General features: G+C 53.3%; 24 protein-coding genes. 21 read left to right on the top strand and 3 right to left on the bottom strand.

Annotated features, from left to right (window positions below):
• Positions 1-187: 187 nt before the first annotated feature.
• The 8 genes from NHM04_RS10960 (at position 188) to NHM04_RS10925 (ending at position 7,149) form a co-directional block, all read left to right on the top strand.
• Positions 188-2,860, top strand: coding sequence for a hypothetical protein (locus NHM04_RS10960; protein WP_254263835.1), 2,673 nt, complete (start codon positions 188-190; stop codon positions 2,858-2,860).
• Positions 2,860-3,621 carry an outer membrane beta-barrel protein gene (locus NHM04_RS10955; protein WP_254263834.1) on the top strand — a complete coding sequence of 254 codons (762 nt, stop codon included), beginning with the start codon at positions 2,860-2,862 and terminating at the stop codon, positions 3,619-3,621. Before NHM04_RS10960 ends, NHM04_RS10955 begins: the two co-directional genes overlap by 1 nt.
• Positions 3,591-4,229 carry an outer membrane beta-barrel domain-containing protein gene (locus NHM04_RS10950; RefSeq protein ID WP_254263833.1) on the top strand — a complete coding sequence of 213 codons (639 nt, stop codon included), beginning with the start codon at positions 3,591-3,593 and terminating at the stop codon, positions 4,227-4,229. The genes NHM04_RS10955 and NHM04_RS10950 overlap by 31 nt, the downstream gene beginning before the upstream one ends.
• Before the next feature lie 17 nt (positions 4,230-4,246).
• Entirely contained in the window at positions 4,247-4,732 is a 486-nt protein-coding gene (locus NHM04_RS10945) for a TlpA disulfide reductase family protein (protein WP_254263832.1), read from the top strand.
• Complete coding sequence (locus tag NHM04_RS10940) at positions 4,729-4,941, top strand: DUF4266 domain-containing protein (RefSeq protein ID WP_254263831.1); 213 nt, start codon at positions 4,729-4,731, stop codon at positions 4,939-4,941. The genes NHM04_RS10945 and NHM04_RS10940 overlap by 4 nt, the downstream gene beginning before the upstream one ends.
• A gap of 106 nt (positions 4,942-5,047) precedes the next feature.
• A complete protein-coding gene (locus NHM04_RS10935) occupies positions 5,048-6,136 on the top strand; it encodes a DUF3570 domain-containing protein (protein WP_254263830.1) in 1,089 nt (362 codons plus the stop codon).
• 10 nt (positions 6,137-6,146) lie between these two features.
• Positions 6,147-6,383 carry a helix-hairpin-helix domain-containing protein gene (locus NHM04_RS10930; protein WP_254263829.1) on the top strand — a complete coding sequence of 79 codons (237 nt, stop codon included), beginning with the start codon at positions 6,147-6,149 and terminating at the stop codon, positions 6,381-6,383.
• Between the two features lie 70 nt (positions 6,384-6,453).
• The gene (locus NHM04_RS10925; RefSeq protein ID WP_371872600.1) at positions 6,454-7,149 is read left to right on the top strand and encodes a GPP34 family phosphoprotein; all 696 of its coding nucleotides are present in this window, start codon (positions 6,454-6,456) and stop codon (positions 7,147-7,149) included.
• Positions 7,150-7,193: 44 nt separating this feature from the next.
• Here the strand turns inward: NHM04_RS10925 and NHM04_RS10920 are convergent, their stop codons facing one another.
• Positions 7,194-7,730, bottom strand: a complete 537-nt coding sequence (locus tag NHM04_RS10920; protein WP_254263828.1) for an FAD-binding oxidoreductase — start codon at positions 7,728-7,730, stop codon at positions 7,194-7,196.
• Positions 7,731-7,808: 78 nt separating this feature from the next.
• Here NHM04_RS10920 and NHM04_RS10915 point away from each other — a divergent pair, with 78 nt between their 5' ends.
• The 10 genes from NHM04_RS10915 (at position 7,809) to NHM04_RS10870 (ending at position 15,705) form a co-directional block, all read left to right on the top strand.
• On the top strand, positions 7,809-8,204 hold the full coding sequence (locus NHM04_RS10915) for a GtrA family protein (RefSeq protein WP_254263827.1): 396 nt from the start codon (positions 7,809-7,811) through the stop codon (positions 8,202-8,204).
• A gap of 164 nt (positions 8,205-8,368) precedes the next feature.
• Positions 8,369-9,784, top strand: coding sequence for a sugar porter family MFS transporter (locus NHM04_RS10910; RefSeq protein ID WP_254263826.1), 1,416 nt, complete (start codon positions 8,369-8,371; stop codon positions 9,782-9,784).
• 137 nt (positions 9,785-9,921) lie between these two features.
• Positions 9,922-10,287 (top strand): DUF6249 domain-containing protein, encoded by a 366-nt coding sequence (locus NHM04_RS10905; protein ID WP_254263825.1) that lies wholly within the window; start codon positions 9,922-9,924, stop codon positions 10,285-10,287.
• A 7-nt stretch (positions 10,288-10,294) separates the two neighbouring features.
• Positions 10,295-10,852, top strand: a complete 558-nt coding sequence (locus tag NHM04_RS10900; protein ID WP_254263824.1) for an RNA polymerase sigma factor — start codon at positions 10,295-10,297, stop codon at positions 10,850-10,852.
• Positions 10,839-11,156: a hypothetical protein gene (locus tag NHM04_RS10895; RefSeq protein WP_254263823.1), complete on the top strand. Its 318-nt coding sequence runs from the start codon at positions 10,839-10,841 to the stop codon at positions 11,154-11,156. Before NHM04_RS10900 ends, NHM04_RS10895 begins: the two co-directional genes overlap by 14 nt.
• Before the next feature lie 130 nt (positions 11,157-11,286).
• A complete protein-coding gene (locus tag NHM04_RS10890; RefSeq protein WP_254263822.1) occupies positions 11,287-12,027 on the top strand; it encodes an endonuclease/exonuclease/phosphatase family protein in 741 nt (246 codons plus the stop codon).
• A gap of 14 nt (positions 12,028-12,041) precedes the next feature.
• Positions 12,042-13,343 (top strand): cardiolipin synthase ClsB, encoded by a 1,302-nt coding sequence (clsB, locus tag NHM04_RS10885; protein ID WP_254263821.1) that lies wholly within the window; start codon positions 12,042-12,044, stop codon positions 13,341-13,343.
• A 3-nt stretch (positions 13,344-13,346) separates the two neighbouring features.
• A complete protein-coding gene (locus NHM04_RS10880; protein WP_254263820.1) occupies positions 13,347-14,339 on the top strand; it encodes a lysylphosphatidylglycerol synthase domain-containing protein in 993 nt (330 codons plus the stop codon).
• A gap of 57 nt (positions 14,340-14,396) precedes the next feature.
• Positions 14,397-15,161 (top strand): GIN domain-containing protein, encoded by a 765-nt coding sequence (locus tag NHM04_RS10875; protein WP_254263819.1) that lies wholly within the window; start codon positions 14,397-14,399, stop codon positions 15,159-15,161.
• 133 nt (positions 15,162-15,294) lie between these two features.
• Complete coding sequence (locus NHM04_RS10870) at positions 15,295-15,705, top strand: hypothetical protein (protein WP_254263818.1); 411 nt, start codon at positions 15,295-15,297, stop codon at positions 15,703-15,705.
• 6 nt (positions 15,706-15,711) lie between these two features.
• On the opposite strand, the gene NHM04_RS10865 is transcribed toward NHM04_RS10870, so the two are convergent.
• Positions 15,712-16,179 carry a tRNA-uridine aminocarboxypropyltransferase gene (locus tag NHM04_RS10865; RefSeq protein WP_254263817.1) on the bottom strand — a complete coding sequence of 156 codons (468 nt, stop codon included), beginning with the start codon at positions 16,177-16,179 and terminating at the stop codon, positions 15,712-15,714.
• A 64-nt stretch (positions 16,180-16,243) separates the two neighbouring features.
• Here NHM04_RS10865 and NHM04_RS10860 point away from each other — a divergent pair, with 64 nt between their 5' ends.
• From NHM04_RS10860 to NHM04_RS10850, 3 genes are all read left to right on the top strand, one after another.
• Positions 16,244-16,420, top strand: a complete 177-nt coding sequence (locus NHM04_RS10860) for a hypothetical protein (RefSeq protein WP_254263816.1) — start codon at positions 16,244-16,246, stop codon at positions 16,418-16,420.
• A gap of 29 nt (positions 16,421-16,449) precedes the next feature.
• Positions 16,450-16,914 carry a hypothetical protein gene (locus NHM04_RS10855; protein ID WP_254263815.1) on the top strand — a complete coding sequence of 155 codons (465 nt, stop codon included), beginning with the start codon at positions 16,450-16,452 and terminating at the stop codon, positions 16,912-16,914.
• A 69-nt stretch (positions 16,915-16,983) separates the two neighbouring features.
• The gene (locus tag NHM04_RS10850) at positions 16,984-18,966 is read left to right on the top strand and encodes a sialate O-acetylesterase (protein WP_254263814.1); all 1,983 of its coding nucleotides are present in this window, start codon (positions 16,984-16,986) and stop codon (positions 18,964-18,966) included.
• A 72-nt stretch (positions 18,967-19,038) separates the two neighbouring features.
• Here the strand turns inward: NHM04_RS10850 and NHM04_RS10845 are convergent, their stop codons facing one another.
• A complete protein-coding gene (locus NHM04_RS10845; RefSeq protein ID WP_254263813.1) occupies positions 19,039-20,688 on the bottom strand; it encodes a polysaccharide lyase family 7 protein in 1,650 nt (549 codons plus the stop codon).
• Between the last annotated feature and the right edge of the window lie 21 nt (positions 20,689-20,709).

Below are 20,709 nucleotides of genomic sequence, written 5' to 3'. Positions count from 1 at the left end.
CCAATTAGTGGTAGATTGCGCCAGATGCCGTCGAACTGTGGCGATAGAATAAACGTTTTGGGGGTGCGCGAACCGACCGTAAGTGGCGCGTGCAAATAATAGGGTTAAATCGGATTCACACCCGTTGCAGTGGTGAGCTAATCCGGCCACTGCCCGTCCGATAACGACAACGATATTGAAACAATCCATGAAATTATCGCCGTTTGTACCTTTTCAGCGTGCCCGCCTGGCCGCGAGCCTGCTGGCAGCCGCCGGTTTTAGTGCCTGTGGCGGAGGCGGCGGTGGTATTTCCGGCGGCGGCCAGGAGCCGGACCCGGTGGTGGTGGATTTGCCTATTGCCTATATCGAGCGCGCTCTGCCCCGCGATGACGAGGGCGAGCTGGAGGCCCCGGAGCCTTTCGCGCGTGATGAGTTCGCCCCGGGCGCGCGATTGTATTTAAAAGACCGCGCCACCGATTCGGCCCTGACGATTAACATCACTGACCGCGCCTTTGGCGAGGGAGCCGAATACGATGTAAAAGATTTAAGCGCTCACCCCAGTGGCGACCGCTTGCTGTTCGCCATGCGCGCGCCCGAGCTGGAAGATGTAGACGAAGACGATCAGCCCAGCTGGAATATTTGGGAATACAACGTAGAGCTGGACAGCCTGCGCCGGGTGATTGAATCGGACATAGTCGCCGAGCAGGCCGACGACATTAACCCCCGCTACCTGCCCGACGATCGGATTGTATTTTCCTCCACCCGCCAGGTGCGCAGCCGCGCCATTTTGCTGGACGACAACAAGCCCCAGTACGCCGCCGAAAGTGAAAGCGGCGACGGCCCGGCTTTTGTGCTGCACTCCATGAACGACGATGGCAGCGATATTCGCCAGTTAAGCTACAACCAAAGCCACGAGTGGGAGCCGCTGCTGTTGGAAGACGGCCGGTTGCTGTTTACCCGCGCCGATAACTACCGCAATAACCGCATCAGCTACTACACCGCCCACCCGGATGGCACTAACTTGCGGGTGCATTACGGCTATCACACCCGCCTGGGTGATGAGACCCCCTGGCTGTTTAATCCAGAACTGCTGCCAGATGGCCGGTTGGTGGGTATTTACAAACCCCGCGATACGCTGCTCGGTGGCGATATGGTGGCCATTAACCACGTCGATTATGTGGAGGATAACCGCGCGGTTACCTCCAGCGAAGAGGACACCAGCCTTGCGGATGATGCCGCGCTGGATACCCTGACGGTGCTGCCGGTAATGATCGACGGCAGTATCTCCCGCCACGGCGAATTCTCGGCACTCACACCACTGTACGATGGCACCAACCGCCTGCTGGTGAGCTGGAGCCAGTGCCGCCTGCTGGACCCGGTTGAGCCGAAAAACCCGGACAGCGAAAACCGCACCGTGCCCTGCACTGAAGATAATTTGGCGCGCGAGCTGGAAGCCGCCCCGCCGGTGTACGGCCTGTGGATTTACAACCTAGACGACAACACTCAGCAGCCGGTGATAGTGCCCGCCGAAGATGTCTATTACACCGATATCGTCACCCTGGAGCCGCGCACCCCAGCCGATTACTTGGCCCCCACTACCGATACGGACCTGGCCGCCGAAGGCCTGGGGGTGCTGCACGTTCGTAGCGTTTACGATATAGATGGCGTGGACAGCACCACCGCCGGAATAGAAAACCTACGCGACCCGGCGCAGTTTACCGCCGCCGAGCGCCCCGCGCGTTTTCTGCGCCTGGTAAAAGCCGTGTCTGAACCGCCGGATGAGATTTTAAACTTTCCCGGAAGTGCCTTTGGTGTCAGTAGCGCGCAGCGCTTTAAAGAGATACTGGGCTATGTGCCCATCGAGCCCGACGGTTCGGTGAAAACCCTGGTGCCTGCCGATGTGGCCTTTACCCTGTCGGTACTGGATGGCAATGGCCGGCGAATATCATCGCGCCACGAGCACTGGCTGCAAGTGCGCCCGGGCGAGACCTTCGAGTGCCAGGGCTGTCACGATGGCGACACCGAAATTCCCCACGGCCGCTTAAACGCGGGGCCAGAGACAATAAACCAGGGCGCTGAAACCACCGGCGCGCCCTTCGCCAATACCGAACCCGCGCTGTTTGCCGATATGGGCGAAACCATGGCCGAGGTGTACGCGCGTATTGCCGGTATTCGCCGCCCCAGTGTGGATATTCAATTTGACGATGACTGGACCGACCCGGCGGTGCGCGAGAAAGACGATAGCTTCGCTTGGCGTTACGCAGAGGTGGCCACCGAGCCCGAAGCGCTACCCACCAGCGAGGCCTGCCTTGAGGCCTGGAGCGCCCAGTGCCGCATTGTGATTAACTACCCCGCGCATATTCAGCCGCTGTGGGATAAGCCGCGCCAGGTGCTGGCGGAAGATGGCAGCGTGATTAGCGATAATACCTGCACCAGCTGCCACAGCCCGGTGGACGCCGACGGTCTTGTGCAGATTCCGGCGGGCCAGTTAGACTTAAGCGCCAGTGAAAACAACACGCCCCATGTCACGTCGTATCGCGAGCTGCTTGCCACCCGCTTTGAGCAGGAAGTGGTCGAAGGCGTGCTACAGGATGTATTGATTGAAAGCGGCGAGTACGAAGTGGATGAAGACGGCGAGCTGATTCTCGATGCCGAAGGCAACCCCATTCCGATTTTAGTGCGGGTGCCCATTGGTCGCACCATGTCGCCGGCCGGGGCCTGGGCCAGTGGCGCCTTCTTTAACCGCATGAATAACTTTGATGCCGAGCAAGATACCGTTGATCATCGCGGTTTTTTAAACGCCAGCGAACAAAAGCTGTTAAGCGAGTGGCTCGATATCGGGGCCCAGTACTATAACAATCCATTCGATGTGCCCGATTAATGCCAAAGGTTTTTAGTTCAAGTTGCCTATTACTGCTGCTGTTTAGCGCACCCCTGCATGCCGGTTGGTTAAACTGGTTTGAGGATGAGGCGCCACTGCAGGTGACGGTAAATAGCGCCTATATTGATGTGTACTCCGGCCCCGGTCGCGGCTACCCGATATTTCACGCGCTGGAAAAAGGCGAGCGCATTACGCTTATTAAAAGTCGCACCAGTTGGATAAAAATTAGCACCGAGCGCGGCCAAGAGGGCTGGGTCAAACGCGATGCCATGGCAAGCACCTTGGACGCCACCGGCAACCCACCCGATTTTACCGACGACTATCGCTCCGATGCCGTAGTGGGCCGGTTTGAGTTGGGTGCAGGCTTTGGCGATTTTGGCGGCGCCGATTCCACAACCTTAACTCTGGGCTATCGCTTTACCCGCAATTTGACCATCGAGGCGCGTTACGCGCAGCAGGCGGGCAGTTTTTCCGACAGTGAAATTCTCGCCGCTGGGCTCACGCATCAGCCCTTCCCAGAGTGGCGGGTGTCGCCCTATTTAGGTCTTGGCGCCGGGCAAATTAACATTCACCCCAGCGCCACGCTGGTGGATACCGTCGATCGGGAAGACTCTGTGCTGCAGGCAAGCCTGGGCACTTATGTGTATTTATCGCGCCGCTTTTTTCTGCGCCTGGACTACACCAATCACTACCTTTTAACGAGCCGCGAAAACAACGACGAGGTTAACGAATGGCGAGTCGGATTCAACGTATTTTTCTAGCCGCCCTGGCTGGTTTACCGCTATTGGTTAGCGCGCAGCAGGATGATCCGCTCGAACCGATTGTCGGTGCCGATATCGAGCGACGAGAAATCAAAGAAGACATGCTGGATACGGAAAACTTTGAAATCGGTATTTACGGCGGCGCGCTCGGCATTGAAGATTTTGGCAGCAACGCGGTGCTGGGGGTGAGCCTTGCCTACCACATCACCGAAGACTTTTTTGTCGAGGCCATTTACGGCACTAGTGAAGCGCAGAAAACCAGCTACGAATTACTCAGCGGTGCGGTCGAGTTTTTAACCGATGACGAACGCGAATACACTTATTACAACTTGTCCATTGGCTACAAACTGTTTCCGGGGCAGGTTTTTTGGGGCGAAAACACAGCGTTTAATACCCACTTTTATCTAACCGCTGGGGGTGGCAATACCGAATTTGCCAGCAATCGTTACGCGACTTATTCGCTGGGTGCAGGTTATAAAATTTATTTTACCGATTGGTTTGCAATAGATATTGGCCTGCGCGATTACTTGTTTACCCATGAATTATTTGGCGAGCCACGCGATACCAATAATTTTGAAGGCCGTTTGGGCCTGTCGGTATTCTTTTAAACTGGAAGGATTGAATTATGAAAATATGGCAAATGTTGCTGGCCGCGCTGGCGTTGCTGGTTGGGACGGCGAGCGCCCAGGCAAACGAAGCCGCACCGGACTTTACTCTTAAAAGTACTACCGGTGAAAACCTGCGCTTGGCCGAGCAGCGCGGCACCGTCGTAATGCTAAATTTTTGGGCCAGCTGGTGCGCACCCTGCCGTAAAGAAATGCCGCTGCTGGATGAACTCTACCAGCGTTATAAAGACGCGGGCTTTGTGTTGTACGGCGTTAATGTCGAGTCGGATACCGCAGCTGCCGATAAATTACTGGAAGATATTCCGGTGAGTTTTCCGGTGCTGTATGACCCCACCAGCAAAGTGAGCAAGCTTTATAATGTGGATGCCATGCCTACCACCATTTTGATCGATCGCGATGGCAGCATCCGTTATGTAAACCGCGGCTATCGCTCGGGCGATGAAGAAAAATACCGCACACAAATTAAAGAGCTGATTCGCGAATGAGTCGTTTACTGGTAGTGGCGATAGCGTTATTACTCGCCAGCGGATGCAGTCCCTGGGTAAAACCCTATGAGCGGGAAAACCTGGCCGACCCGATTATGAGTTTTGATCGCGACCCCATTGCCAGTAATTACCTGCACCACGTGTATGAAGCGCGTGAAGCGGCGCGCGGTGCCGACGGTGCCAGTGGAGGTGGCTGTGGGTGTAACTGACTTAGTTCGTAGAACGCGGAACGCGGAACGCAGAACGCAGAACGCGAAACGCAGAACGCCAATTGCTCAAGTCGCAGCGTTGGGGCTTTTGCTACTGCTGGCGAGCATGTCCATTCAAGCCGAGGTATTGGACCCGGATCGTTTGGATGTGATGTATCACAGTTACGATGGCGGCGGCGCGACTATTGATGGCCCTTCGATTCTGGTGCGTAAAAATATCGGCACTAACGTTGCGGTCTCGGCCAACTACTATGTGGATATGGTGTCGTCGGCGTCGATTGATGTGTTGGCAACGGCCAGTGAATACTCGGAAAAACGCACCGAGTACTCACTGGGTACGGAGTACTTGCACGACCGCACCATTATCAGCCTGGGTTACACCAGCAGCGAAGAAAACGACTACAGCGCGCAAACCGGCAGCATTGGCATCAGCCAAAGTTTTTTTGGCGATTTGACCACGCTGAGTTTCGGCTTTAGCTACGGCCAAGATGTGGTGGGTAAAAACGGCAACCCTGAATTTGAAGAAGAGGTACAGCGCCGTCGCTACCAGTTAAATATCTCGCAGATTCTTACCAAGTCATTAATTGCGGCTTTTAATATTGAATCGGCCATTGATCAAGGTTATTTAAATAATCCCTACCGTCAGGTGCGCTACCTGGACCCAGACGCCACCCAGGGCTACAGCTACCAGGCCGAAGTTTACCCCGAAACCCGCAACTCGGATGCCGCCAGTATTCGCGCTATGTATTTCTTGCCCTATCGCGCCAGCCTGCGCGCCGACTATCGCTATTACGAAGACAGCTGGGGTATTCAGGCCAGCAACTGGGAGTTGCGCTACACCCACCCATGGCGCGAGCGCTGGCTGTTTGAGCTGAAGTACCGCAATTATCAACAGAGCGAAGCGGATTTTTATTCGGATTTATTCCCCTATCAGAATGCGCAGAACTTTATGGCGCGGGATAAAGAGCTCAGTGAATATCAATCGGACAATTTCGGTTTGGGTGTGACTTACGATGTGCCGCAGAAATGGCTGTGGTTATTCGACAAAAGCACCGTCAATTTATACTGGGATTACTTTGATTTCAGCTACGATAATTTTCGCAATGTTCTGGACACAGACGCAGCGCCCGGCGAAGAACCCTTATACAGCTTTGATGCAAACGTAATTCGGTTGTACTTTTCTTTCTGGTATTAGAGGCGCAGCCATGGCGTTTAGCGCAGCAGAAAGACAAGCGTTACTGGCCTTAAAAGGCGTGGGGCCGACGGTGGTAAAACGTTTTGAAGAGGTGGGAATCGATTCATTTTCCCTACTGGCCCAGCACGAGCCGCAGGAAATTGCGCAAATGGTCGCTGCAATGTTGCATTCCAGCTGCTGGAAAAATAACCCCAAGGCGCTGGCCAGTGTAAAAGCCGCGATAGGCCTAGCCAAGCTGGGTCGTTAGCTTACAGCGGATAAGGCGGATAGTTGTCGTTTACCCAAGCAAAAGCTCGTCTTGAATATGAGGCAAGTGCATCAAAAGCGATAAATCACTCTATCTTTACCAAGAAATTATTCTGCTGGCGCTGCGCGATGAAAAGGGAACCATCGCCACCGGCTTTGGTTTTATTGAGCAGGTAATTGCAGGCGCGGTTTTGGCGGAGCTTCTGCTTGCGAATAAGATCAGCGTAGAAAACTCAAAAAAGCAATTAGTTGATATAGAAAGCTCTGCTCCTATCGGCGATCCGGTGGTCGACGAATGTCTTGCAAAAATGACCAAAGCTAAAAGAAGGTCGTCTCTAAAAAATTGGATTTCGCGCTTGGCAGGCGTAAAAGAGTTAAAACACAAAGCAGCACAGCAGCTGTGCGAGCGGGACATTTTGCGCGCGGACGAACAGACAATCCTTTTTCTGTTCAAAAGACGTGTCTACCCCGAAATAGATCCCGCGCCGGAGCGCGAGATTATCGCCAGGCTAAAAACCGCTATTTTTACCGAAACGGAAGTGCTAGACCCCCGCACAGTGGTATTAGTTTCGCTGGCCAACGGGTCGGGAATACTGCAAGAAACCTTCGCACGCAAAGAGCTAAAGCCCTACCAACAGCGGGTAGAGAAAATTCAGCAAGGAGAGTTAACGGGCAAAGCGACTCAACAGGTTATTGCCGCCTGCCAGTCGGCCGTTATTGTTGCGGCCGTCGTGCCCGCAATTGCGGCCAGCACAATCAGTAGCTAATGCCGATTAGGGTGTAAGGCTTGGTTTTAACGTATAAGACAAGTTTATGGTTTGTTCTGATTATTAGCCGGTCCGTCTTGCGGCGGCGAATCAAGTTGTTCTTCTGTGTGTTGCTCTTTTGGCGTGGCTGAGTGTTTTAAAACGGACGGCTGCAACAAACGAGCAGATTCAAGCGGGTCCATCGCGTCTATCGCTCGCGCTACCTCGCGCCGCTCTGCCTCGGAGAGCGCGCGATAACCTCGGTACTCAGTCCAGCCATAACCCCAGCGAAAATCTGTGGGCGCAAATGGAGTGCCACCCACTCGCACGCCCATGTACATCAAACTCGCAATTATGGGCTCGTTAAGATCAGCAACGCAGGCCTCCAAAGCCTCGTCGGCGCTTAGCCGCTCGGCGTAGGTCCCCCCGCGCCAGTAAGCAAAGTCGTGCCTTTCACAACACTCCAGCCACAAGTCTTGCTGCGCTGGAGTGCCATTGGGAAAACGGCTGCAACCGTCGCTGGTAAAAGGGGTGAGCTGCTGCGCGTTGCTGATGTTGGTTAGCAATAATAACGTGAGGGTTACGGTGATATTTTTTGTCATTGTCCTGTCATAGCGAGCTTTTATGCTGGATGCAGCATACCCCAATCTCTGGGGCCATTCACTAACATCCAATTGCTTATGCCTTCGCTGCAGTCTTTTACACACAGTCTGCCGCAGCTGTCCCGTTTCGCCGTTACCGGTGCGTTGCTGGGCGCGACAGACCTCAGCCTGTTTGCTGCCCTGGCGTGGTTGGGGGTACCCGTGCAGTGGGCCAATGTTGCTGGGTTGGTGGTGGGTTATGCCCTGGGGCTGGTGCTCCATCACAGCTTTACCTTCCGCTGCGAAGCGCCACTAAACTGGGCCGCAGCGCAGAAGTATTTGCTCATATTTTCTCTAAGCCTGATGTTGGGATCGGGGGTTTTTACCGGGCTGCTGGCGCTGTCGTTTTTACCCCTAACGGCAAAGCTCGGCGCTATGGCGGCGGTGGCTGTGAGTAACTTTACCCTGGGGCGGCGTTTTGTTTTTGATTTGTAAATGCCCTCGTTAGTGACTGTTTAATTTGCCTACCAAAGTGTAATATTAACTATAAGTCGGGAGAGCCATGATCCGACAGGGCGCCTTCACTTGTGAGGGTGCCCTTTTTACCGCTATGATCACCCGCTTCTTTCTCTACTCATATTAATAACAGGGCAAGATCCATGAGCAATTCCTCCAGCCCCGATCAGGGCAGCACTGGGTTTATTATTTTTATCAGCGTTATCGCTACCATTGGCGGCTTTTTATTTGGCTATGACAGTGGTGTGATTAATGGCACCGTGAAGGGCCTGCAGCAGGCTTTTAATTCCGAAGCCGCAGGCACGGGGTTTAGTGTGTCGTCGATGCTGCTTGGCTGTGCGGTGGGCGCGTTTTTCGCCGGTCGTCTGGCCGATAAATACGGCCGTAAGGCGTTGCTGATTGTCGCCTCTATCTTTTTTATTGTCTCTGCCTGGGGCTCGGGTATCGCCACCTCAACCTTTGAGTTTGTGGTTTACCGCATTTTGGGTGGTATGGCGGTGGGCGCCGCGTCGGTGATGGCGCCGGCGTATATCAGCGAAGTGGCCCCGGCCAGGTATCGGGGGATGCTGACTTCGGTGCAGCAGATTGCGATTATCTGCGGTTTGACCGCGTCTTTCTTTTCCAACTACTTTCTCGCCGAAACCGCAGGCGGCTCTACCGCCATGCACTGGGCCGACTATGAAACCTGGCGCTGGATGTTCTGGGTTGAGCTGATCCCCGCCAGTATTTTCTTTTTGGCGCTGTTGATTATCCCTGAAAGCCCGCGCTTTTTGGTGGCCTCGGGTAAAGACGATAAAGCCCGCCAGGTACTGGTGAAGCTGTACGGCGAGGTTGACGGCAGCGCTAAGCTGACCGAGATCAGCAATTCGCTGGCCTCGGACCACCACAAGCCGCGTCTGTCAGACCTGTTCGATAAAGTGAAAAACCGGGTGCGTCCCATCGTTTGGGTCGGTATTGGCCTGGCGGTACTGCAGCAGTTTGTGGGTATCAACGTGGTGTTTTACTACGGCGCGGTGCTATGGGAGGCCGCCGGCTTCACCGAGAGCGAGGCGCTGCAAACCAACGTGCTGTCTGGCACCATCAGTATCGCCGCCTGCCTGATTACCTTCTTTTTGGTGGATAAAATCGGCCGCAAGCCACTGCTGTGGTTTGGCTCGGCCGGTATGGCCATCAGCCTGGCAGTGGTGGCTTACGCCTTTGCCGGTGCGCCGGTAGATGCGGCGGGGAATTTGAACCTGTCGCAAGAATCCGGCCTGCTGGCGCTGTATGGCGCCAATACCTATGTATTTTTGTTCAATATGTCCTGGGGCCCGGTGATGTGGGTGATGCTGGGCGAGATGTTCCCCAACCAGATTCGCGGCTCTGGCCTGGCGGTGGCTGGTTTGGCCCAGTGGCTGGCGAACTTCCTGGTGACCTGGAGCTTCCCGATTATGCTGGCCGGTATTGGTCTGTCAGCGGCTTACAGCATTTACGCCTTCTTTGCCCTGCTGTCGGTGTTCTTTGTGATCTTTATGGTGCAAGAGACCAAAGGCAAAGAGCTGGAACAGATGGAGGGCTAAGCAGCCTTTACGTCGCTCTGCATTAAAGCCACCTGCGGGTGGCTTTTTTGTGGCTGCATCCAAATTGCGCTCTGGGGCGTCTATGGGGTAACTGTTAACAAGCGCCAACATCGCAATCATGCAATAAGGAGCGAGCCATGCACCATCTGGTTCCTATCGTCGCCATTCTGATGGTGTTTTCTACCCCCGTGGCCTGTCTGGCCATACTGATGTACAGCCTGCACAAGCGCAAAAAGTTGCAGCTGGATATCGTCAACCGCCTGATAGAGGCGGGTCAGCCGGTACCCGATAGCCTGTTTAACGGTGGTGAAGATGGTACCGACCCCAGGGCCCTGTACCGCCGCAGTCTGTATTTACTATGGGTAGGTGGCGCGGTGTTTCTCGCCCTGTTCTTTCTTGCCGGGCTGGATGTGGCGGCCTTGGCTCTCATACCACTGGCTATTGGTGCGGTGAATTACAAACTCTGGCAGGAGAGCAAAACCCGGGCGGACAAGTCCGAGTAAAATAGCCATGGAAGTATCCGATCAGGTTCTGATTGAGCGCACGGTACAGCGTCAGGACCGACATGCCTACAGCCAGCTTGTGCGGCGCTACCAGTCGCGCTTGCGCCAAGCCTTGCGCGCGCTGTGCAATGGCGACGATGCGCTGGCCGATGATATGGCGCAAGAGGCGTTTATTAAAGCCTATAAAGCCCTGGCTGGGTTTAAGGGCCAGGCGCAGTTTTTTACCTGGCTGTACCAGATTGCACGCAACCAGCTGATGAGCCACTATCGCAAAAAACTCCCCGAACCCGATAGCGAAAAAGTAGAGAGCCTTGGGCGCGAGACAGCGGTGGAGGATGCCTGTGAGCTCACCCGGCGGGATTTACACCGCGCTATGGCCGAACTGAGCAGCGCCCAGCGCGAGGCATTGCACTTAACTTATCAGCTTGGGCACAGCAACGAAGAAGCGGCCCGTCTTATGCAAGTACCTGTGGGTACTGTTAAATCACACGTATTACGCGGTAAGGCTAAACTCAAAACCTTACTCCAGAATCGTCAGGGGAATCTTACCCATGCAACAAGATAAGCTCGACCAGTGGCTGGAAGAAGCCCTGCTCCAAGACCAGTATTTGCACGATGATGGTTTTACCGACCAGGTGATGGCCAGGCTCCCCCAGCCTGCGATTAACCCCCGGCGGGTGAAGTTGTTTAACTGGGGTGCTGGGCTGGCGGCAGCCGCGGTGGCGGGCAGTGTGTTTCCCTGGTCTACAACCTTGCCTCTGCTTAGCAGCATGAGCTTTGACAGTTTACTATCCGCTGCGGTAATCCTGGCGGGGCTGTTTACCGCCGCTGCTATCAGTGCGGGGGCTTACGCGTTTAACCGCGTATAACTTTTCTTTTTGCGCCCGGTTTTAAAAATCGGCATTAAATCTGCAATAACCCCTTTTACGGACGGTAAATAGTGAAATTCGCGTCTATTTTTGCAATAGACGTGTAATTTTTGCTGCTATTGGGGGAGTTGTGACCTGCTTAAAAGTACTAACCGTAAACACCCATAAGGGCCTGACCTCGTTCAACCAACGATTTATGTTGCACGAGCTGCGCGACGCTGTGCGTATTGTATCGGCCGATTTGGTTTTTATGCAGGAGGTATTGGGCGAGCATGCACGCCTGTCGGATCGCCATGCCGAGCTGTGGCCAGATACACCACAGTACGAATTTATGGCGGACAGTATTTGGCAGGACTTTGCCTACGGTCGCAACGCCGTTTACGACGATGGTCACCACGGCAACGCTATTTTGAGCAAATACCCCATAGTCAGTTGGGACAACTGGGATATTTCGTTAAACGGGATCGAAAAGCGCGGCCTACTGCATTGCAAAATCGATGTAGAGGGAAAAATTGTCCACGCAATTTGTGTGCACCTGAGTCTGCGTGAGCCACACCGTCAGATTCAGCTGAAAAAGCTGACCGAGCACGTCAATCAAATTCCCCGCGATGAAGCCGTGGTGGTGGCGGGCGATTTTAATGACTGGCGCCAGAAGTCGCGCCCTATTCTCGCCCGCGATGCGGGGATGCAAGAAGTATTTACCGAAGCCTATGGCAAGCCGCCACGTACCTTTCCGGCGCTTTGCCCGCTGCTGAGACTGGACCGGATTTACGTGCGCTCGGCAAAGTCGCATATGCCGATAGTCCTGTCGCGCAAGCCGTGGTCGCGCTTGTCGGATCACGCCCCTTTGCTGGCAGAAGTTGAATTTTAAACCCGGAGCCGTAGATGTTTGGATTTCGCAATTTTAAAGGTCGATTCTCGCAAGGTAACAAACTCACGCTGATGCAAAACGGCGAAGAGTTTTTTCCACAACTGCTGCGCCGCCTTCGCGCTGCAAAGCACGAGATTTTTCTGGAAACGTTTATTCTGGAAGACGACCGGGTGGGCGGCAATATCAAAAAGGCGCTGTTGCGTGCGGCCAAACGAGGGGTATGGATTGGCGTGACCGCCGACAGCTGGGGCAGTCACTTTTTGGAAAAAGAATATATTGAAGAGCTGACCGAGGCGGGCATTGTGTTTCAGATATACGACCCGCAACCACAGTGGTACAACGGCCGCCCCAAACTGTTTCGTCGTCTGCATCGTAAACTTGCGGTTATCGATGGTCATTATGCATTTATTGGCGGGATTAACCTGTGTCACGACCACTTGATCGGCTGCGGCCCCCACGGTAAAACCGACTACATGGTAGAAGTGGAAGGCCCGGTGGTGCCCGAGATTCGCGAACTGTGCAAAAGTTATGTGCGCGACGCTCGCGACAGTCATTTACAAGACAGTATCGACTACATTAAAAATCCGCCGCGCACTGGCGACAGTGAAATTGCCTTTGTCTCGCGCGATAACCGTCGCAATCGCAGCAATATTGAAAAATCCTATTTGGCGGCCATGCGCCAGGCAAAAAAACGCATTTGGATTGCCAATGCCTATTTCTTTCCGGGTTACCGTTTTATGCGCGCCATCCGTCAGGCGCGTAAGCGCGGGGTAGAGGTTAAGCTGATTCTGCAGGGCGACCCGGATATCCCGTTTGCATTGACGCTTGCGCGCACCCTGTACGAGGTGCTGGTGCGCTCGGGAGTGGAGGTTTACGAGTATCGCGATCGGCCCCTGCACGCCAAAATTGCTCTGATAGACGATGAGTGGTCAACCATAGGCTCCAGTAATCTCGACCCGCTCAGCCTGGCGTTTAATCTCGAGGCGAATATTGTGATTAAAGATAAAAACTTTAACGCACAAATTGGCGAGAAAATCGATGAACTTATTGCCGGAAGCGAGTTGATTGAGAATAGCTGGATAAAACGCCGCGCCTGGTATTTGGTGGTAAAGGATTTCTTTATGTACCACGCGCTGCGTTATTTCCCGCGTCTGAACGGGTTATTCCCGGCACACACCCCTACTATTCGCGAACTGAAGCGCGAATGGCAAACCGATCCGGGTAAAACCGAGAATGATGATTTAAGCAAACGTTACCCGGAATCGCGCGGTGCCCGTCGAGTGCGCAAGACCGATTACCACTCGGCGGAGGTATAAACAATGTCGGCGACCGAAGGGTTAAAAAACACCTGGACTAACGGCTATGACTGGGCCCGTGAAAAGTTGCCCTGGCCCATCATCAAAAAGGTATTAACGGTTGTATTTTTCGTCTTGGTGGCGACCTTACTGGTTAAGCAAGGCGCCACCATTGAATGGGCAAAGGTATGGCAAACCTTAAAAGATACCTCGGTGCTCACTCTCGGTATCGGGGCGGGGTTGGGGTTTCTCTGTTATTGCGTTTACGCCAGTTACGACTTGCTGGGCCGCTACCTGTTAAAACTCAAGGTCTCATGGCCTAAAACCTGGTTTGCGGCCGGGCTTTGCTACGCGTTTAATTTGAATTTGAGTGCGCTGGTGGGCGGAGTTGCGTTTCGCTATCGGTTGTATTCTCGCTTGGGCATTAAAGCCGCCGATGTCACCCGTATTTTGGGCATCAGTGTGGTCACCAACTGGTCGGGCTATATTTTATTAGCCGGCGGCTTGTTTGTATCGGGGCAGATTAACCCACCCGACTCTTGGCCGGTGGGCCAGATCAGCCTACAGGTGATCGGCGCCGTTTTTATATTAGTGATAGCCGCTTATGTGGGTGTTTGTTGGGGCGCGCGCAAGCGCGAATATCGTTTTAAATCCACGACTATTACTCTACCTCCAGTCAGCATTGCCCTGCTCCAACTTGTCATGGCCTGCGCCCACTGGACGTTAATGGCCAGTGTTATTTATCAGTTTATGCCGGACGAGATCGCCTTCGCCACGGTGTTTGCGGTCTTGTTGGTCAGCGCCCTGGCGGGTGTTATTACGCATATTCCCGGTGGCCTGGGTGTACTTGAAGCCGTTTTTATCGCCCTGCTGTCGGGACAGGTGGATAAAACCGATATTCTGGCGGGCTTGTTTGCCTACCGCTGTGTGTTTTATCTGTTGCCGCTGGCGGTGGCGACCCCGCTGTATTTGATTTTTGAGGCCAGTACCCGCAAGCGGGAAAAAGTCTCCGCTTAGCTGCATCCAAAACATTATTGTTTGCGTCTTACGAGTAACCAAAACAGGAGATAAGCCATGGTTACTCGTCTATTTCTATGTATGCTTCTTTTAGCGTCGGCCAACTGGACCTCGGCTGAAACGCAGGCGCGTTCTTTTGATCTTAATGGCGTAACGGAATTAGTGTTTGACGGTGATATAACCGTGAAATTTACGCAGGCCGATAATGCCCAGGCCATGGTTACCCTGGTTAAAGGCGATTGGGATGATGTGGAGATTAAGCAGACCAAAGCCCTTTTTAAAGTCTCAGGCAAAACAGGCTTTTGGAATTTTTGGGGCAGCGCCAATGCCGAGCTTGAGATAAAAATTTCTGTGCCACAGTTAAGCCGTCTTGAAATGGTGGGCGAGGTGGATTTCCATGGCAAAAGTCTCAACGTGGGCAATCTGGAAATTGAAATGGTCGGCGCCAGTTATGCGGGTTTTTCCGACTCTCTTAATGCTGACAACTTGGACTTGGATATAACCGGGGCGAGCAAGTTTGAGGCTCACAGTCTCAATGCCGAGGCCGCTAAAATAGAGCTAACCGGGGCGTCCAATGTGGTCGTCTCTGGCTCGGGCAGCATCGCAAAATTGGCGCTGGAGCTAACCGGAGCCAGTAATTTCGAGGCCGCGTCTCTTGTCGGCCAGTCGGTTATTGCCGAGGCCACGGGCGCATCGAATATTGAGCTGGAAGTCTCCGAGCAGTTAAAAGCGAGCCTCTCAGGTGCCTCTAACCTTCGTTATGGTGGCTCGCCCAAGTTGAATGTGAATACCTCCGGCGCCAGTAATGTAAAGGCCTACTGACCCACCCTGAGTTTGATCCTCCCCCAGGTTGCCGGGCATTGCCCGGCTTTTTTATGTCATAATCAGCGCACAAAAATAAGGGCCAAGGCCCAACCATGATGGATGATAACAATGTAACTTTTAAGGATTATTTATGCACAAGCACGCCTTACTTTTATTGTTATTGTCATGTTTTTATCTGCCAGTCCAAGCGGCCGATACACCGGATTTGACCGGCACCTGGGAGCTGGTAAGCGGTTTTATGATCGACGCCGAGGGGGAAAAAATTGCCTATGATCTGGAGGCAATGGTGTCGCGCAAAGTGCTTACCGCCACAGACTATGCGTTTGTATCGCGCAAGGGCGGTGAGTTTTGGGCCGCGAGCACCGGGCCCTACATAATTGAGGGAGATCAATACAGCGAAACCCCCGAGCTGTTGTCCTACACCGTTGCTGAGGGTACCCGCTATAACTTTACCTTCCGCCTTGAGGGCGACAACTGGTATACCGAACGCACGGAAAACGGTAAAACAGTCGAGCAAGAGCACTGGCGACGCTTGCGCTAACCCCGCTTAAGACTGCATTGCCTCAAGCGCGTTTGTTAAATTACGGGCAAAGTCATATAGCCCATTGGTGGCTGCAATTGCAGCCACACTCTCGCTGGTACACAGGCCACCCGGCACTTGATTGCGCCGTAAGGTAAATGCCGAACTCTCACTTGGCGCCAGCCTTACGTGGGGCAGTGAGTGCAAATAGGGGCTGTGATTATAAATTTTTCGCGCCTGTTGCCAGGTGCTGTCTATTAGCACCCAGTGTTCCGGGGCAATGCCGGTATTCAGCTCTGTGGCATTTTTGGCTGGGTAAAGGAGCGCGCTGCTTCTAGTTTGTAATCGCTCTATTAGGTTGGCATCGGGCGCTTTGCGCTGCCAAACCACTTGTGCACATTCTATATTGAAAAAACACGCCTGCTCTATAACCAGCCTGCCGGTGTTGGTACTTTTTTTAAGTTCTTCGCTGTGAGTCAGCAGGGTTATAAACATTCAGATTGCTTGCGCCTTGGTGTCTGGCGGCATAGTATAAAGCACTGCTAAGGAGATTCCTGCAATGAAACTCATGACCCGTTTGCTGATTTTAATCGGCTGTTTTTTCGGCGCTATCGCCTGCTATGTTTTCGGCATACCGGCGGGAGGCGCGATCTTTTTGGGCATAGGGCTTATATTCGAAGCGCTGTTTTGGACCGGACTGTTTTCTTTGGCGGATAAGAAAAACAAAAGCCCATAATTAATAACGAAATTTACAGGGAGGTTGATATGTTCAATCGAGGGCTTCTAATTGCTATTTGTATGGCGCTGAGCGCTTGCGCCTCGAATCAGCAAAATTTCGCAGAATTTAACCGTCAGTTTGCAGAAGCCAAGTTTCCCGTACGCTATACCTTGGAAAAGACTGAAACAACGGAAATCTGGGATACGGTATGGGCAGGAGAAGTAGCGCCAAGCGCAGCTTTCAGATCCGATGTTTTGTTCGAAGGTATTATTACCAACATCGAGAAAAAGTGTGGCTATGGTCTTGATGAATTAGTTGAGACTCGTGTCGTGAGTCATGAGGCGTTAGTATTTTATGAGGTTTGGGTTTTTGCGGATGAGAAATCGAAACGCAAAGATAAGCGAAGTGCACAAACGGTGTATATGGAAGCCTGGCCTGATCAAACTCGTACTGAGTATCAATTAATAGGTCCTTGCCAAGCTTCGTATCCTTCCTTCATGTTTAGCGAATAGCGCAAGTTTTCATCAGCGTATTTTTGTTTTATTATGGTCAAAACGACCATAAAACCATAAGAGCACGTTATGAAACTGATTCCGCTACTTACCTCTGTCGTCGGCGCCAGCATGCTGGCCGCGCAGACTTTTGCCGATGTAACCCCCAATCGCTTACTCACCTCCGGCGCCGTGTTGCAGCGCGATCTGCCGCTTACGCTCTGGGGTAGCGCCGATGCCGGCGAAGATATTCGGGTGCAGTTAAATGGCGAAGCCATTGGCCGCTTTAAAGCGGATGCAGACGGTCACTGGTACTGGGAGGGCGAGGCCTACTCCGCTGGCGGGCCCCATAAGTTGGTGATTGAGGGCGATAACCGCATTGAGTTAACGGACATCTACTTTGGCGATGTCTGGCTGGCCGCCGGGCAGTCCAATATGGAAATGAAAATGTCCAACATCAAGGAAGGCTACGCCGATGTTTTAGCCGATGCGGAAAACCCGCGTATTCGCCATTTTCAGGTGCCTAAAAATGCTGTTTATGACGGCCCGCAATACGATTTAAACGGCGGGGAGTGGCTGGCCGCGACCCCTGACAACGCTCTGAATTTTACCGCCGTAGGTTACTTTTTTGCCCGTCAGATAGAGCGTACTCAAGACGTGCCCGTGGGGATTATTATGAATGCTTACGGCGGCTCAGGCGCCCAGGCGTGGATGAGCCCGGAGGCGTTAAAGCATTTTCCCCACTATGTGCAGCAGGCCGAGCGCAATGCCGCCCCTGGTTATGTGGAAAACGCCAAAGCAAAAGACAACGCCACTACCACCCCCTGGTATGAAAGCTTACACAAAGCTGATGAGGGCACTCACGCGAACCCTGCCTGGTCAGCCGAAGCCATTGACGACAGCGATTGGCGAGAAGTAAGCCTGCCCGGTCAGTGGGCCGATAGCGGCATAGAGGATTTAAACGGTGTGCTCTGGCTGCGCAAAACCATCACTTTGCCTGCAGAAGCCGCAGGCAAGCCCGGCATGTTGCGCCTGGGCCGGATAGTGGATGCCGATACCGCGTTTATCAATGGCGAGCAGGTGGGCAACACGACGTATATGTACCCTCAGCGCCGCTATGAGGTGCCCGCAAATGTGTTAAAAGCCGGGGACAACACCATTGTTGTACGCGCTGTGACAAACGCGGGTAATGGCGGTTTTGTTAAAGACAAGCCCTACCGCCTTGAGGTGGGCGATACCCAGATTTCACTGGAAGGAAGCTGGCGCGCGCGCGTAGGCGCCAGTGTCAGCCCGGCACCTTCGCGTGAGTTTTGGGATATGAGCCAGCCGGTGGGAATTTATAACGCCATGCTCGCGCCTATTACCCCAATACCGCTCAAGGGCGTTATTTGGTATCAGGGTGAGAGCAATGCCGGTAAGCCCGATGAATATGCGACATTGTTGCCCACTATGATTCGCCAGTGGCGCGCCGAGTTTGGTCAGCCAAAGCTGCCGTTTATTTACGCTCAGCTGCCAGGTTTTGGCGACCCGGTTGATGCGCCGGTACAAAGCGGTTGGGCCGAGATGCGCCAGGCGCAAACCAAAGTATTGTCCGAGCCCAATACCGCCATGGCCGTGACCATCGATTTGGGCGAGTGGAACGACATACACCCGCTGAATAAAAAGCCCGTGGGTGAGCGTTTGGCTCTGTTAGCGCGCCAGCAGGTGTACGGCGAAACTCGTCTACAGTCCGAAGCGCCTGCGCCTTATGTTATGCAGGTGAATGATGGCAAAGCGTTTATCAGCACCGTGCACGCGTATCGTGGTTTAAAAAGTAAAGGCGGCAAGCCGGATGGTTTTGCGATAGCCGGTAAAGACGGTGAGTTTGTTTGGGCTGAGGCTGAGCTGGATGGTGATTTAATTCGAGTTTGGAGCGACGAAGTAAAAGAACCTGTGCAGGTTCGGTACGCCTGGGCGGATTATCCAGAGCGCGCGAATGTGTACAACAGTGCTGGCTTGCCGTTAATGCCTTTTGCGCTGGAAGTGAAACCGAACAATATTCAAGCATCTTCAGCGGCCATTGAAAATCCGTAAAGCCAATTGCGGGCACACATTACTTAATAAGCCGTGAGCGATATGCTCACGGCTTATTTTATGCAGTGACAGTTAATCTGCGATACGCGTGTAGCTTACGTTGGTCATGGTGACGGTAGATTCGGTAATGCCTAAATCGGCAAAACACTGGGCAAAGGATTCAGAATCTCCGGGCTCGCCGCAGTTTTTCCGCGTGTAGGTATTTTGCGATTGCAGGTAGTTGCCAAACTTAAAGTAAGAGTCCGCATCATCCTCCACCGGAATACCAAACGCACGCCCCATACCGTAGACGGTGACATAGCCGTAATCGTTCACCATTTTAAAATCGAAGCTATCGCCGCTGCGAATGGTGCCCAGGGCGTACTTTTCTTCTTCCCCATCGGTATTGCGCAAACGTACGTAGACATCAAAAATGCCGTTTCCGGCCACACTGTCATCAAAGCCAGACTCGGAGGAGTCGGACACGTACAGTTTCATAATGGTGCCTAAATCCCCGGCATGATGCTGAGCGATAATGGTTTTTCCGGCATCGGACATTTCTACCTTTACGTCTGCCTCAAACACTTCATACACGTCGGTCATGGCAACACGCAGGCTTTGCTTAACTTTGTATTCCTGACGCCAGCCGTTGCCGTTCGGTGACACATAACGGGCCTCAAGAGGAACAAACTCCAAGGTGGAGGCGTTTACCAGCGGATGTGGGCTGGCTCCTTCCAAGTCGAAAATACTGCCGTCGGTAATGTTCGCTGGAATTTCCGTGCCTACGCCCGGACTGTCGTTGCTATTACCATATAGCTCTACCTCAGTGATGTTAGTCCAGTTGCTACCCGAGGTGTTGGCAAAGGTTTTAATACGCACCTGCTTGGCAGCGATGTCGGTTACGTCCACGACTTCAATACCGCTGTTTGCGCCACTGCTGACGCCGTCAAAAATTTTAGTCCAGCTATTGGGGTCACTGGTATCGGTGCGGGCATACACCTCAAAGGTATAGGCGCGTTCATCGCCGCGGCCCCAGGCGATACCCAGCTTGGTGACGTCGCTCAACTCTTCGAGCTCAAGGGTGAGGTTTACCGGAGAACCGGAGGCGGCCCAGCGCGACGCCCAGCTAGTGTCATCGTCAATAACGTGACTTGCCGGGTAGCTGGCGTGACTGCTGTCGTCGTCGAAGGCATTTACTACCGCGAGACGGTTGTCAGTGTCATTATTATCCTCGGAGTTGTCGCTGCCGTCGTCGACGCGAATTAATTCCCACTGTTGATTGATGTTGTCACTATTAGAGTTCCAGAGGTAAATGGATTGTCGGTTTGCCGCATCGCGATTGCCATCAAGCGAAAAGTCATCGGCATTACGCTTAGCGAAACGGTAAACCTCACTACCGGAGTAAACTTTTATTTTGGCAAAGTGTTGGTCGTAATTACTTTCATCGCATTCTTGTAAGGTTACGGCTTGTTGACGTGAGGCGCCGCTACCGGCATCCCAACAGAGATTTGTGTTCTCTTTTTTGTAGGCGTAGTAGCCATTGCCTTTGTCTAGTTGAACCCAATGCTGGTTAAGGTTAGTGAGGTTGGTTTCCCATAAATACAATTGCTGGTCCATTTGGGCGCCGCCATTACCATCGATAGCGTGTCCGGTGCCGTGTTTTTCCATAACAAAAGTAGCTGCCTGGGCCAGGCTGCCAGTAACGGCGAGAGAAGCGGCGAGCATAAATTTATACAGTGTCATCGTAGTCAGTACCTATTGTTA

This window comes from Gilvimarinus sp. DA14 (assembly GCF_024204685.1).
Taxonomy (GTDB): Bacteria; Pseudomonadota; Gammaproteobacteria; order Pseudomonadales; family Cellvibrionaceae; genus Gilvimarinus.
The sequence above is the reverse complement of the archived record's forward strand: the minus strand, read 5'-3'. Positions and strand labels throughout refer to the sequence as shown.

What these genes read in the sequence shown, in the direction of transcription:
- NHM04_RS10960 (WP_254263835.1), top strand. Translation starts at nt 188, where the DNA reads ATGAAATTATCGCCGTTTGTACCTTTTCAGCGTGCCCGCCTGGCCGCG.
- NHM04_RS10955 (WP_254263834.1), top strand. Translation starts at nt 2,860, where the DNA reads ATGCCAAAGGTTTTTAGTTCAAGTTGCCTATTACTGCTGCTGTTTAGC.
- NHM04_RS10950 (WP_254263833.1), top strand. Translation starts at nt 3,591, where the DNA reads ATGGCGAGTCGGATTCAACGTATTTTTCTAGCCGCCCTGGCTGGTTTA.
- NHM04_RS10945 (WP_254263832.1), top strand. Translation starts at nt 4,247, where the DNA reads ATGAAAATATGGCAAATGTTGCTGGCCGCGCTGGCGTTGCTGGTTGGG.
- NHM04_RS10940 (WP_254263831.1), top strand. Translation starts at nt 4,729, where the DNA reads ATGAGTCGTTTACTGGTAGTGGCGATAGCGTTATTACTCGCCAGCGGA.
- NHM04_RS10935 (WP_254263830.1), top strand. Translation starts at nt 5,048, where the DNA reads ATGTCCATTCAAGCCGAGGTATTGGACCCGGATCGTTTGGATGTGATG.
- NHM04_RS10930 (WP_254263829.1), top strand. Translation starts at nt 6,147, where the DNA reads ATGGCGTTTAGCGCAGCAGAAAGACAAGCGTTACTGGCCTTAAAAGGC.
- NHM04_RS10920 (WP_254263828.1), bottom strand. Translation starts at nt 7,730, where the DNA reads ATGACAAAAAATATCACCGTAACCCTCACGTTATTATTGCTAACCAAC.
- NHM04_RS10915 (WP_254263827.1), top strand. Translation starts at nt 7,809, where the DNA reads ATGCCTTCGCTGCAGTCTTTTACACACAGTCTGCCGCAGCTGTCCCGT.
- NHM04_RS10910 (WP_254263826.1), top strand. Translation starts at nt 8,369, where the DNA reads ATGAGCAATTCCTCCAGCCCCGATCAGGGCAGCACTGGGTTTATTATT.
- NHM04_RS10905 (WP_254263825.1), top strand. Translation starts at nt 9,922, where the DNA reads ATGCACCATCTGGTTCCTATCGTCGCCATTCTGATGGTGTTTTCTACC.
- NHM04_RS10900 (WP_254263824.1), top strand. Translation starts at nt 10,295, where the DNA reads ATGGAAGTATCCGATCAGGTTCTGATTGAGCGCACGGTACAGCGTCAG.
- NHM04_RS10895 (WP_254263823.1), top strand. Translation starts at nt 10,839, where the DNA reads ATGCAACAAGATAAGCTCGACCAGTGGCTGGAAGAAGCCCTGCTCCAA.
- clsB (WP_254263821.1), top strand. Translation starts at nt 12,042, where the DNA reads ATGTTTGGATTTCGCAATTTTAAAGGTCGATTCTCGCAAGGTAACAAA.
- NHM04_RS10880 (WP_254263820.1), top strand. Translation starts at nt 13,347, where the DNA reads ATGTCGGCGACCGAAGGGTTAAAAAACACCTGGACTAACGGCTATGAC.
- NHM04_RS10875 (WP_254263819.1), top strand. Translation starts at nt 14,397, where the DNA reads ATGGTTACTCGTCTATTTCTATGTATGCTTCTTTTAGCGTCGGCCAAC.
- NHM04_RS10870 (WP_254263818.1), top strand. Translation starts at nt 15,295, where the DNA reads ATGCACAAGCACGCCTTACTTTTATTGTTATTGTCATGTTTTTATCTG.
- NHM04_RS10865 (WP_254263817.1), bottom strand. Translation starts at nt 16,179, where the DNA reads ATGTTTATAACCCTGCTGACTCACAGCGAAGAACTTAAAAAAAGTACC.
- NHM04_RS10860 (WP_254263816.1), top strand. Translation starts at nt 16,244, where the DNA reads ATGAAACTCATGACCCGTTTGCTGATTTTAATCGGCTGTTTTTTCGGC.
- NHM04_RS10855 (WP_254263815.1), top strand. Translation starts at nt 16,450, where the DNA reads ATGTTCAATCGAGGGCTTCTAATTGCTATTTGTATGGCGCTGAGCGCT.
- NHM04_RS10850 (WP_254263814.1), top strand. Translation starts at nt 16,984, where the DNA reads ATGAAACTGATTCCGCTACTTACCTCTGTCGTCGGCGCCAGCATGCTG.
- NHM04_RS10845 (WP_254263813.1), bottom strand. Translation starts at nt 20,688, where the DNA reads ATGACACTGTATAAATTTATGCTCGCCGCTTCTCTCGCCGTTACTGGC.